The following is a 12,820-nucleotide window of genomic DNA, read 5'->3' on the forward strand; positions in this document are numbered from 1 at the left end:
ATGAATTTTAAAAACCGCTCGAATAACTATGTTTGTTAATTTATCGACTCAACCTTAGGACGCTTTTTGATTAGCCAATATCGAAACGATGGTCTAGTCTTTTAAAGTGCATCGCTCCCCGGCGAATCAGCACGACGCAATCGTCCCTTCTGGCAAAACGCGGCTAGCATGCCGACGCTTTTGCGCGCGTGGACAGGCGCTTCCGGTACCGTCAAGCGCCCGCAGACACCTGCAAGCCCTGACATGGAGACACAACCATGAAGCGCGAGCCATTGCGGCGTTTTCGCACGATCAGCTATGCGACTTTATTTCTTTTCTTTCATGCCGAATTACATGCGCAGTCGATTGACGATCAGTCCGCACAGGAAAATGTTGCAACGCTTCGCCAGGAATTGAACAACCGCATTAAAGAACTCGACGCATTGAAGCGGAAACTCGCCGAGGAAGAAGCGAATTTCCAGCAATTGAGCCGCGCGCTCGATGCGAAGTTGCTTGAAACGAAACGCGGGGCGGGTGAACCCTCAACCCAACCCGCACCTCAGGCCATCGCCCCTTCACCACAACAACCGGTCGGCCAGGCGCCGGTGCCCGACACCGCGCCGCCAGCCGTCGCACCGATCTTCGATCAGCCGGGCGTGCTGACGCCGCGTAACAAGCTCACACTCGAGCCGTCGTTCCAGTTCGGCTATTCGTCGTCGGACCGCGTGGCGTTAGTCGGCTACACGATCATTCCAGCGTTGCTAATCGGCCTGATCGACGTGCGCGAAATCAAATCGACCGTGCTGACCGCGGGGCTCGCGGCACGCTATGGCATCACGAACCGGATGGAAATCGAAGTGCGCGTGCCGTACGTGTATTCGACCAACGACACGGTCAGCCGCGAAGTCTTCACCGGGTCCGCACAGGACAACGTGTTCAACAGCTCCGGCCACGATATCGGCGATGTCGAAATGACGCTGCGCTATCAGCTCAACGAAGGCGGTCCCGACAAGTTCTACTACGTCGGCTGGCTGCGCTTCAAGACCGCGACGGGCAAGAGCCCGTTCGATGTCGTCACCGATTGCGTGACGCGCTGCATCGGCAACACGACAGGCACAGGCCTGCCGCTCGAGCAGCCGACCGGCAGCGGCTTCTATGCGATCCAGCCCGGTCTCACGTGGCTGTTTCCGAGCGATCCGGTCGTGTTCTTCGGCAACTTCAGCTATTTGCACAGCTTCGGCCGCAGCGATCTGAGCCTCACGATTCTCAATGGCGAGAAAGACTTTGTCGGACGCGTGCAGCCCGGCGATATCTGGGGCTTCAATATCGGCATGGGTCTCGCGCTCAACGAGAAATCGTCGTTCAGTATCGGTTACGACCAGAGCATCGTGCTGCCGACGAAGCAGAACGGCGAGACTGTGCCCGGCTCCGTGCGCGTCGTGCTCGGTACGCTGCTGGTCGGCTACTCGTATCGGCTCTCGCCGAAGACCACGCTGAATTTCTCGCTCGGCGCGGGGCTGACGCGCGATACGCCCGATATCACGCTGACGTTCCGGTTGCCGATTACGTTCTGAGCGATATTCGCCGCGCGGTGAGCGGTGCGTGGTGCGTGGTGCGTAGCGCCCTGTGCTAGCACGCTGCGGATCGCAACGCATCACCCGCGTGCGCTGATTTCGCGCACGCGCGTCGATTATCGCGGTCGCACCGCGTTGGTCAGCGCACCGCCCAACGTCGAACCGACATTGAAATTCTTGAACATCGACAGCGAATTGACGGTCGTGTTGATCGTCGTGAGTGCCTGGATGTTCTGATTGTTCAGCGTGTTCTGGATCACCGCGCCTGACAGCGCCGGCATCGCGCCCGGCTGCACGACATTGCCCGGCCCGTTCTGGATCAGCGAACCCGCGTTGACCGATGCGAGCTGCTGCGCCTGCTGCGCGCTGAGGTTAGCGATATCGGGAATGTTGAAGCTCGTCGTCGTCACGAGATTGCCGTTGACGACCACCATCCGCGACACGCCGAACGACACTTTCAAACCCGACGACAGATCGAAGCCTCCGCGCATCGTGTCGAGGCGTTCATCGCTGATCGCCACTTTGTCGGGCGTCGACCAGTTCGGGTCGGTTTTGCTGGTCGGGACGGTTGCCGCGGTTGGGACATGAACCGGCGGTTGCACTTGCGGTTGAGCAGAGGATTGCGTCTCGCGGCTTGCTGCAGTCGATGCATTACCGCGCGACGGGACCGCGATCGGGGCCGCGTATGAAACGGGTTTGGCTTCTGATGGCGTCGCCTGCGATAGCTTCGCTGGCGGGTTCGCTGCTTGCTGCGTCGATGCCGGCAATGCCTCCGAGCCGGAAGCGATTTGCGAATCGATCGCACTCGCAAATACTGTTCGTGTGCCCGGTTGACGCCCCGGCCGCGGCAAAATCAATCGCACCGGCAGCGCGTGCTGATCCGCTGCCATCGCGTCCGACGAATTCATGTGCATCAACATGAACGGTTGCGCGTGCGCCAGAAGCTTCGCGCCTTTGCGCGCTACACCAGAAGGGAGCAACGGCGTGCGTTCCTCGCTACGCCCAGGCACTGCAACAGGCGCTGCATACGAAACATGCCGTGCGTGAGCCGCGGCGGCAGCCGCTTGCGCGTCCTCTTGTGTGACAAGCCAGCCTTGCCATTCCGCAAACCCATCCACCGTCGGCAATACTTTCGTGTGGGACGGAACCGATAACGCCGTTTCAACCGAAAGCGCATCGCCGCTGGCATGGGAATCGGCGTCAACAGGCGCATCCGCTTTCGCCGCACGAAGCGGAACCGCAACCGGCGCTGCGTAAGAAATCGGCGGCTTGTGAACCGGCAGCGGAACATTCGGCAATAACGCCGGCTTCGCGGCACGCGGCAACGCCGCATCGCGCGGCGCGTCTTGCTGCAAACCCTCGCCGGCATCCTCGCGCACGACGTCGGGTAAATCACGCGCATCGTCGACACGCGCCGCGTTTTCGAGCGGCACCGGCCGCACCGGCGCCGCGATATCCGCATCCGCAAGCGACATCGCGTCGCGGCGCGACTTCCCCCATTCCAGTTCATTCGCCTGCGCGTCGGCGAGGAACGGCGCTGCTGTCGGTGTACTCATAGTCGCGACCGTGTCGGTATGCACTGGAACGGCAATCGGCGCCGCGTACGAAACGGCCACGCTCAACGCATTCGCCGCATCGGTCACGCATTGTGCATCCGATTCCGTAGCATCGACAATCGGAAAATTTGCGGACGTGCTTATGCATCCTTCGCGGCATCCTTCACGCGGTAGCGCGAGCAGCGCGTCGGCTGCGGCTGCGGATTCCACCATCGTCCGCGCGACTGCTTCGGCCTGTTGCGCGTGCGCCACCGCGAGCGGCGCAACGCTCGTGCAGGCGACCGTTGCAATTCGTGCAAGCTTGCAGGTCTGAGTCTTCATGATGGTCTCAGAAGTCGCTCGGTCCGTGTTTGGGTATCACGACAAAGTAGAGTCCGTCGCGATTGATACCGGTATAGAGCGGCGCGCTCGGCGCGACGCGCCAGTCGTCCGGGCTATTGAAAATGCCCATGCCCGGTTTGTTGTGGATCACGAACAAAACCTGGTCTTCCCATTTCTTTTCGAAGCTTTGCAGCGGCATCGGCCGCGTGCCCGTCGCCGGATCGCCGATCAGCACGCGGTCGTTGCGCAATCCCTTGACGACGACGAAGTGGTGATAGCCGCTCTCGCTGATCAGCACGATCGCCGGCGTATTCGTCTCCGCGAGTTTTTTCAGCGGCAGTTCGTAGCCGTCCGCGACAAAACCGCGCCGCTCGAGAAAGCGCTTGATATCGAGCAGCGAAAATCCTTGCTGCCGGATCTTCTGCTGATCGCCGCTCTCGAACATCTCCTGAAACGCGGTCTGTTCGCTGACCGGATAGTTGTACTGATACGTAAGCAGCGTCGCGACCGCCGCCGATCCGCAACTGAAGTCGTACTGCTGCTTGATGGTCCGCTTGAAACGCGCCTCCTTGAGGCTCGTCACATGCATTGCGTAGTTCGCGCCGGACGGATCGACGATCGTGATTTCGTCGGCGCGCGCGGCATTCGCGAACGGTAGTGCGCAGACAAGCGTCAGCGCGAGCGCGGAAGCGGATGCGGCGCCGAACGCAAGCGAAACGGCGGACGAGCACGCACGACGGGCGAAATCGCTCATCGCGGTTCAGTTCCCGAACCGCACGTTCAGCACGGTCGCGTTCTGGATCAGCACATTCGCGCCGGAATTCTGGATCACGGTCGGCAGGCCGCTCGCATTCGCGAAGGAACCCTGACTGATCGAATTCGATCCGGTCTCGACGCGGTTCGCCGTGTTGTTCGCGACGCGTCCCGTCAAATCGTTCTGGCCGATCAGCGCGTCGCCGCCACGATGCGCGTCCAGTTCGTCGGCTGTCATCGCGACGCCGAATGCGTCGTCGTGCGAGCTCATCGATGTCGCCTGCGTCTGCGTCGACGATAACGCCGGCATCGGCGCCGGCTCCGACGTCGCCGCCGTTCCATCCGCCGCGCACGCGAGTCCATGCACGGCGAACCACATCATCGGTACCACGAGCAACGAAAAACGCTTGCGCATCTGCATGAGCGTCTCCTTCGTCCCGAACCAGCGCGCGAGCGCCGCATCGGGACACGGGATGTCTGAGGTCAGCGCCGGACGCGGCAACCGGCTGTGTCGGTTGCCCGCCCGGTCGTGGAGCTCGGCCGCGGAACGTGCGGGGACTGCACGTTCCGCGGGGAGTCTCCGGCATCGACGTTCGAGGCGTCTACCGCTGCGGATCAATGTCCGACAGTCAGATTCGCCTGAACGGTGATGGCCTGTTGCGCGAGCGATGCGGCCGCACTCGTCTGGTTCATCACCGCAATGCCCGCTGCCGACTGCGCCGCTGCCGTCATTGTGTTGCTCATGTCGAACGTGCCGGCATTGACGGTATTGCTGCCGGCTCCGCCTCCCGCACCGCCTGCGCCGCCGCTGCCTGCCGCGCCGGTTCCGGTTGCGCCCGCCGCGCCGGCCACGCCCATCGCACCAGCCGCGCCCGCTCCGCCGGTTGCGCTGCCGTTGCTTGCCGTCGACGTCGAGCTACCGTTGGTCGCGGTGCCGCCCGTGCCCGTGCCGCCTGCTCCGCCCGCGCCCGCAGTGGCTGTCGCCGCGCCGCCGTCGCCGCCGGTGCCGCTGCCGGCTCCGCCGGTTGCGGTCGTGGCGCCGGTCGTGCCCGCGCCGCCGGTTGCCGTCGCCGTGCCGCCCGTTGCGCTGCCGGCGCCACCCGCACCGCCGGCACCGCCCGCGCCACCCGCCGACGTCGCCGTCGCGCTACCCGACATCGAGCGCGCCCTGCCGCCCGCACCGCCGTCTCCGCCTCCACCACCATCGCCACCGTTACCGCCCGCGCCACCGCCGCGCGCACCCGCGAAGCCACCCGCCGCGCCGCTCAAGCCGACCGCGAAACCGCCGTGGCCGCTGCCGTCGCCGCCCTGCGTGCCGCCTGCGCTGGCTCGTCCGCCGCGCGCGCCGTCGCCGCCGTAACCGGTGCCGGCCACTGCGCCATCGTTGGTCACGGCGCCTGCCGTTGCACTGCCGTTACGCGCATTACCGCCATTGCCGCCGCTACCGCTACTGCCCGAATCGCCGCCGTCGCCGCCGATACCGATGCCGCCGAAGCCGGTACCGCCACGCCCGCCGCCTCCACCCGCGGCGCTGCCGGTGTTGAGCGCAACGTTGCCGATGCCGTGGACGCCAAGTCCGGTCACCGAACCGTTGAGCTTGCCGAGCGCGACTGCCTTGCTGCTGTTGAACGAGTCCTGATAGACCTTGGCGCCCGCCGCGATCTCATTCGCGTTTGCGCCGGACTGGCTGGTCTGGTTCGACGTCGCTGAAGCCGTCGACGTATTCGAACCGCCGGCCGCGGTCTGATTGCAGGACTCCTTGCCGTCGCTGCACGGATTCGCGAGCACATACCCGCTCGCGGTGAGCGCAAGGACAGCAGCGCTCGCCATCAGAGTCTTTCTCATAAGAGCCTCCTGTGACTGTGACGGGTCGCGTTAGTGGCCAACGGTCAGGTTGGCCTGCACCGTGACCGCCTGCTGCACGAGCGACGCGAGACCGCTGTTCTGGTTCATCACGACGATGCCGGCCGCCGATTGCGCAGCGCCCGTCATCGTGTTGCTCATGTTGAAGGTGCCTGCGTCGACGGTGTTGGTGCCGCCGGCTCCGCCCGCGCCGCCGGCCGCGCCATTGCCCACGCCGCCCGTGCCCGTGCCGCCTGCACCGCCCGCTCCACCGGCCGCACCCGCCGCACCGACGCCTGCAGTCGCACTGCCGTTGCTCGCCGTCGTCGTCGCGTTGCCGTTGCTCGCCGCGCCACCCGTGCCCGTACCGCCCGCGCCGCCTGCACCGGCATTCGCGGTCGCCGCGCCGCCATTGCCGCCCGTGCCCGTGCCCGCACCGCCGGTGCCCGAGGTCGCGCCGGTGGTACCTGCGCCGCCGGTGCCGCTGCCTGCGCCACCCGTTGCGCTGCCCGCGCCGCCGGCCGCGCCCGCACCCCCCGCACCGCCCGGCGAGGTGGAGCTCACGGTCGCGCCGTCGCCGCCGCGCGCATTGCCGCCGGCGCCGCCATTGCCGCCTGCACCGGAATTGCCGCCGTTGCCGCCCGCACCACCGCCGCGGCCGCCCGCGAAGCCACCGAGCGCAAGACTGCCGGCAGCGCCCAACGCGCCCCTGCCGGTGCCGTTGCCGCCCTGCGTACCGCCTGCATGCGCGGAGCCGCCGCTTGCGCCGTCACCCGCTTTGCCGTCGCCGGCCGCCGCGCCCGCGTTGTAGGCGTCGCCGGCTCGCGCGCTGCCGTTCCTCGCGTTGCCGCCGTCGCCGCCGCTGCCGCCGGCTCCGCCCGCGCCGCCGTTGCCGCCGACGCCGATGCCGCCGAAGCCTGCGCCGCCCTTCCCGCCACGGCCGCCGGCGGCACTGCCGTAGTTGGTCGCGACATTACCGATATTGCTCACGCCGACATGGCTCACGGTGCCGTCGAGCCGGCTCAGCGCGACGACTTTCGTGTTGTTGTAGGAGTCCTGCCAGAGCTTGGCGCCCGACGCGATTTCATTGGCGTTGCTGCCGGACGTCGAGGTTTGTGTGGATGCCGCCGAGCTTGTCAGCGTGTTGCTGCCGCCGGCGGCCGTCTGATCGCACGATGAGTCGTTGCCACTGCAAGGATTTGCCATTGCATAACCGCTGAAGCCGAGCGCGAGAGCGGCAGCGGTCGCCAGTAAAGTTGTTCGCATGGAATTCTCCACAAGGGATGGGGGGCGGCTTGGCGGCACCTGCGCCGATCCGCGGCCCTCCTGCATAGGTGGTGCCATGCGCGACAACATTTGCCTGAAACAGGCGATCTATTTCTCTCCGGATACGCTTTACGATTTATCCAGGGTTTACGCGTGCGTTTTTTGTTTCCGCTTTGAAACAGTCAAATCGACACTGCGCTGCATCAATATTTTTATGCGGATTTGTAATATGTTTTGATTCAAATGGTTGTGATGATATTTTCTGGTTTATTCGAGAATATTAAAATGTTTCTGTTTTGTTGAACATGTCCCCCGTTTCGCCCGGCAAGCGCACCGTTACGACGCATACAGCACCGCTCAAGACCTTGATTTATCAAGCCTCACGCGCTAGCAGCGCGATTGCTTTCCCCGTATCGCAAGCATCCGGCATGATTTCCAAAACGTATCGTTTACGATTTTCGCAAAATCATGCGACAGCCTTGCACGATATATTTTTCACTACCGTATTGGTCACCACGATTGATATTACAAACTAAGTATCTTTTGCAAAGTTCGCCACCGCACAAATGATAACATACGCTTTAAAAATCATTAATTAACGTTTTCTAAATTCGAACCGAAACGTTAATTTTCATTTGCGGGGAACTGGCGCAGAACATCGCGCAGCTGGGCGACGATCCATGCGGGATCGTCATGCGGAATATCGTGACCCGCCGATGCGTGCTGCCGGTGCGGCGCGCACCACGCGGCCGCGACACTCGCGGAACACGCAGGATCCACGAGGCCATCCGCGGCCGAAGAGAGAATCAGCGTGCGGCATGCGGGCGGCTGCGCCGCCGCGCGAAACGTCGCCGCCGCCGTGAGTTGGCGCAAGGCGTTGAGGCGGGTCACCGGCGCGCTGCGTCGAATCGCAGCCCACGCGTCGATGTCGGCGGCGAGCGTGTGCCGGTTATTGCAGGTCATCGCGTGAATCGCGCTTTCCGCGGCGCACGCGTCGCGCCAGTGCGCGATGACGCGCATCAGCACCGGCCATGCTCGCGGGCGCAGCCGCTCGTGCGGCCGGTTGAACGGACGCATGCTCGAGTTGATCAGCACGAGCGATTCGATTTCATGCGGATGCCGCTGCGCCCAGTCCGTTGCGACCATTCCGCCGAGCGACATCGCCAGCACGCGGTACGGTCCCGGCACACCGCTTTCGAACACAACGTGCCGCACGAAGCCCACCATATCCGCCACGCTGCATGACGAGCGCAGCCGCGCAAATTCGCCGTTGCCGGGCAGATCGATCGACAGCACGCGCGCGCCGTCGAAAGTGTCGGCAAGGTGCTGCGGCAAAACGCCCCAGTGCCGTGCTTCACGCGTGAGCCCGCGCAGCAGGATCCATGCGCTCATACGCGCTGCGGCCCGTACCAGAGGTCGAACGCATGCTGCAGCAGTTGCTGGCGCACCGCGCCCTGCGGTAGCCAGCGCTGCGACGAATACGCCGCGCGGGTCAGGAAGTCGAGCAGATTCGCATGACGCCGCAGCACGCGTTCGGTGCGATGTGCTTTCACCGGATTGAACATGCCCTGCCGCGAAAAGATCTGCCGCGGATTCTTCTTGATCCATAGCCACGAGCCGAGCTCGAGCGTCATCGGCAGAAAAATGCTTGACGGCGGGCGGCGGTCATAGGCGCAGTCCCACAGGTCGCCGTGCAGCAGATATTGGTGGCTTTGCGGCTCGAACATATAGCCGTGGTGAGGATGCGCGCGCTCGAACATCGTCTTCAATGCATACATCTCGGCAAGATGCGGCATGGCGCGGCGCGTGCGCGCATACGGAAACCAGATACTGTCGCGCCAGCCGTATCCGGAATGGCAATCGAGCGCGACACTGAACGGCCGCGCCGCGAGCTCGTTCTCGACGACTTGCAGCAAGGCGACCGCTTCGGCCTCCATCGGCGCGCCGCGCCGGCCGCGATACCACGGCAGCCAGGCGCCGAGGCGTTGCCCGCCGGCCAGCCACGGCACGTGCTCGTCGGCATCCTGTGGGCCGTTGCGCATCAGGTCGACGCCATTCGGATTCGCGCGCGTCGCGGCCCACATGCCGCCCGGATTCACGATTGGTACGAAGATTAGCCGCACCGATTGCAATTGGCGCACGAGCAGTTCGTCCCATTCGAGCCGCCCGATCAGCGAACGCATGTAATCGAGCACGAGCTGCGAGCCGATCCGCTCGAGCCCGTGAATGCCGCCGAAAAATCCGATCGCGGGCGCAAGCGGATCCGTCGAGCCGATGCTCGCCGTAAAAACGCAGAATGTTCTGCCCCGCACCCGTGTTTCGCAGACGCTGCGAATCTCGAAGATTGCCCTGCTTGCTTCGAGTATGGCCTTCTGCTCTTCGTACTCCGCGAATGAATCGGGCAAAAAGCTGAGAACCTGTTGCATGACGGCGCCGGTAGAAGGCTACGTTATTGGGGACGGCTCATGCACTGACCCTTCAAATATAGCCTGTACGACGCGCGATTAAATGACAGTGTCGCGACGCACGCACAGCAAACAAACAACAGTCACATGACTGACACATACGCACACATGTGCAGGTTTTCGGCCTGTGCCTGGTGTGCTATTACGTTCTGATACATATAGTCGTCTAGACGTTGGGACACCTTCACTCAACCGTCATAGTCGCTTCCTAGAATGTGCCCGAACGTTCCGGCAAAAACCGGCGTCTTCGACAGGATATCTATGGAAGCCATCCGCATCGAACGTTTGAGCAAGACGTTCAACAACGGCCGCAAAGCGCTCGATGAAATCGATCTGCGTGTCGAGCCCGGCGAAATGGTCGCGCTGATCGGCGCTTCCGGTTCGGGCAAATCGACGTTGCTGCGGCACATTGCCGGCTTCACCGCTTCCGATGCGCAACCATCGCGAATTGAGATTCTCGGCCGGCCGATCCAGCACAACGGCCGCATCGTGCGCGAAGTGCGGCGCATCCGCCGCGACATCGGCTTCGTGTTCCAGCAGTTCAATCTCGTCAATCGCATGTCGGTCGAAACGAATGTGCTGGTCGGCGCGCTCGCGCGTTTGCCGTTGTGGCGCCGGCTGACGGGCGCCTTTCCGCGCCACGAACGCGAGCTTTCGCTTGCGGCGTTGCGTGAAGTCGGCATCGGCGACCATCTGCACGAACGCGCGGGCAATCTGTCCGGCGGCCAGCAGCAGCGCGCGGCGATCGCGCGCGCACTCGTGCAGCAGGCGCGCATCATTCTCGCCGACGAACCGATCGCATCGCTCGATCCCGAATCGTCGCGCCGCGTGATGGAGATGCTGCGCAAGCTCAACACCGAACGTCAGCTGACCGTGCTCGTGTCGCTGCATCAGGTCGATATCGCGATGCAGTACTGCCCGCGCACGGTCGCGCTCCGGCGCGGCAAGATCGTCTACGACGGCCCGTCGGCAAGACTCACACCGGCGCTGTTGCAGCAGCTCTATGGCGACGACGCGCGCGAGCTGCTCGATGAACCTGCAGACGACGACGCATCGCACGCTTCGCAGTTGTACCCGTTTGCGCTGGATCCGGCGCACTCCACGTGATGCCGCGAAAAGCGGACAACACGATTATTCCAGGCTGTCTTAAATCGACCAACCAACCGGGACTCTGAACCCATGAAATTCTTGCGCTCACTGATCGTCGGCGTAGCGGCATTCGCCTGCGTCGCTGCTCACGCTGAAGATCCGAAAGAACTCAATTTCGGCATCATCTCGACCGATGCATCGAGCACGCTGCGCCAACGCTGGCAACCGCTGATCGACGACCTGAACAAGAAGACCGGCCTGCACGTGAAGGCGTTCTTCGCGACCGACTACGCGGGCATCATCGAAGGGATGCGCTTCAACAAGGTTCAGATCGGCTACTTCGGCAATGCATCGGCGATGGAAGCAGTCGACCGTTCGAACGGCGAGATCTTCGTGAAGACGGTCACCGCGGACGGCTCGGGCGGCTACAAGTCGCTGCTGATCACGAACGTGAACAGCCGCTTCAAGACGCTCGACGATGTGTTCAAGAACACGAAGGACGTGAACCTCGGCTGGGGCGATCCGAATTCGACGTCGGGCACGCTGATTCCGGGCTACGACCTGTTCGCGAAGCGCGGCGTGACGGTGAACAGCGCGACGTTCAAGACAGTGCTGCCGTCGAGCCACGAAGCGAACCTGCTGGCCGTGGTCAACGACAAGATCGACGTCGCGACGAACAACACGATGGAACTGGATCGCCTGAAGATGCAGCATCCGGACAAGTTCGCGCAGGTGCGCGTGCTGTGGACCTCGCCGCTGATTCCGAGCGACCCGCTCGTGTGGCGCAAGGACCTGCCGCAGGACACGAAGGACAAGCTGCGCGACTTCTTCGTCAACTACGCGAAGACGGATCCGCACGAGAAGGAAGTGATGAAGAATCTGACCACGTTTAGCGGCTTTGTCGCATCGTCGGACGCGCAGCTGTTGCCGATCCGTCAGGTCGCGCTGTTCCAGCTGAAGCAGAAGATCGAAGCGGACAAGAATCTCTCCGATGCGGACCGCAAGACGCAGACCGCCGCGATCGATGCGAAGCTCACCGCACTCAATAACGAGGCGCCGAAGCAATAATGAACACCGCCGACCTGACCTCCGGTCGTAGCGCGCAGCAGAAAGCGGCCGCGGCCCACTCCGCCGCGGCCGCCGGCAAGCGCAGCTGGGGCTCGACGCTCAGCTGGATCGCGTTGATCGCGGTGCTCGGCGCGTCGTGGCACGCCGCGGACATGCGCCCGCTCGACCTGTTCGCCGATGCGGGCAACATGGGACAGTTCGCCAAGGACTTCTTCCCGCCCAACTTCGACGACTGGCACATCTATGTGCACGAGATGCTCGTGACGCTCGCGGTTGCCGTGTGGGGCACCGCGCTGTCGATCGTCTGCGCGATTCCGTGCGGGCTGATGTCCGCGCACAACATGGCGCCGGTCTGGGTCGTGCAGCCGATGCGGCGCGTGATGGACGCGTGCCGCGCGATCAACGAGATGGTGTTCGCGATGCTGTTTATCGTCGCGGTCGGTCTCGGTCCGTTCGCGGGTGTGCTCGCGTTGTGGGTGCATACGACCGGCGTGCTCGCCAAGCTGTTCGCGGAGGCCGTCGAAGCGATCGATCCGCGCCCGGCCGAAGGCGTGCGCGCGACCGGCGCAACGAGTCTCGACGAAATCATCTATGGCGTGCTGCCGCAAGTGTTGCCGCTGTGGATTTCGTACGCGCTGTACCGGTTCGAGTCGAACGTGCGTTCGGCGATGGTGGTCGGGATGGTCGGTGCGGGTGGTATCGGCGTGGTGCTGTACGAGTCGATCCGCTCGTTCGATTATGCGCAAACGAGTGCGGTGCTGATTATGGTCGTGGTCGTGGTGACGGCGATCGATCTGATTTCCGCAAAATTGCGGGAACGGGTGATTTAAACAGATCGGTTGCCATGCCGGGAGCCATGCAAAGTGGCTCCCCCAATCTCTCCGGAATGGCTCTGAAATAAAGAGCC

Annotated in this window: 11 protein-coding genes; 4 read left to right on the forward strand and 7 right to left on the reverse strand. The window is 63.5% G+C overall.

Annotated elements, in window-relative coordinates:
• Positions 1-257: 257 nt before the first annotated feature.
• Entirely contained in the window at positions 258-1,553 is a 1,296-nt protein-coding gene (locus KZJ38_RS35205; protein WP_219801619.1) for an acetate kinase, read from the forward strand.
• 116 nt (positions 1,554-1,669) lie between these two features.
• Here the strand turns inward: KZJ38_RS35205 and KZJ38_RS35210 are convergent, their stop codons facing one another.
• From KZJ38_RS35210 to KZJ38_RS35240, 7 genes are all read right to left on the reverse strand, one after another.
• Complete coding sequence (locus KZJ38_RS35210) at positions 1,670-3,430, reverse strand: hypothetical protein (protein ID WP_219801620.1); 1,761 nt, start codon at positions 3,428-3,430, stop codon at positions 1,670-1,672.
• Between the two features lie 7 nt (positions 3,431-3,437).
• Positions 3,438-4,184 (reverse strand): C39 family peptidase, encoded by a 747-nt coding sequence (locus tag KZJ38_RS35215; protein ID WP_219801621.1) that lies wholly within the window; start codon positions 4,182-4,184, stop codon positions 3,438-3,440.
• Positions 4,185-4,190: 6 nt separating this feature from the next.
• Entirely contained in the window at positions 4,191-4,604 is a 414-nt protein-coding gene (locus KZJ38_RS36830) for a hypothetical protein (RefSeq protein WP_246641930.1), read from the reverse strand.
• Between the two features lie 194 nt (positions 4,605-4,798).
• On the reverse strand, positions 4,799-6,028 hold the full coding sequence (locus KZJ38_RS35225; RefSeq protein ID WP_219801622.1) for a hypothetical protein: 1,230 nt from the start codon (positions 6,026-6,028) through the stop codon (positions 4,799-4,801).
• A gap of 30 nt (positions 6,029-6,058) precedes the next feature.
• Positions 6,059-7,291 carry a hypothetical protein gene (locus KZJ38_RS35230; protein ID WP_219801623.1) on the reverse strand — a complete coding sequence of 411 codons (1,233 nt, stop codon included), beginning with the start codon at positions 7,289-7,291 and terminating at the stop codon, positions 6,059-6,061.
• A gap of 624 nt (positions 7,292-7,915) precedes the next feature.
• Entirely contained in the window at positions 7,916-8,683 is a 768-nt protein-coding gene (locus KZJ38_RS35235) for an alpha/beta fold hydrolase (RefSeq protein WP_219801624.1), read from the reverse strand.
• Positions 8,680-9,717, reverse strand: coding sequence for a M14 family zinc carboxypeptidase (locus KZJ38_RS35240; RefSeq protein WP_219801625.1), 1,038 nt, complete (start codon positions 9,715-9,717; stop codon positions 8,680-8,682). Before KZJ38_RS35240 ends, KZJ38_RS35235 begins: the two co-directional genes overlap by 4 nt.
• Positions 9,718-10,017: 300 nt before the next feature.
• On the opposite strand from KZJ38_RS35240, the gene phnC reads away from it, so the two are divergent.
• From phnC to phnE, 3 genes are all read left to right on the forward strand, one after another.
• Positions 10,018-10,863 (forward strand): phosphonate ABC transporter ATP-binding protein, encoded by an 846-nt coding sequence (gene phnC, locus KZJ38_RS35245; RefSeq protein ID WP_219801626.1) that lies wholly within the window; start codon positions 10,018-10,020, stop codon positions 10,861-10,863.
• Between the two features lie 72 nt (positions 10,864-10,935).
• Positions 10,936-11,913, forward strand: coding sequence for a phosphonate ABC transporter substrate-binding protein (gene phnD / locus KZJ38_RS35250; RefSeq protein ID WP_219801627.1), 978 nt, complete (start codon positions 10,936-10,938; stop codon positions 11,911-11,913).
• A complete protein-coding gene (gene phnE / locus KZJ38_RS35255) occupies positions 11,913-12,743 on the forward strand; it encodes a phosphonate ABC transporter, permease protein PhnE (RefSeq protein WP_219801628.1) in 831 nt (276 codons plus the stop codon). The genes phnD and phnE overlap by 1 nt, the downstream gene beginning before the upstream one ends.
• Positions 12,744-12,820: the final 77 nt, after the last annotated feature.

The sequence above is a fragment of the Paraburkholderia edwinii genome, assembly GCF_019428685.1.
GTDB classification, from domain to species: domain Bacteria; phylum Pseudomonadota; class Gammaproteobacteria; order Burkholderiales; family Burkholderiaceae; genus Paraburkholderia; species Paraburkholderia edwinii.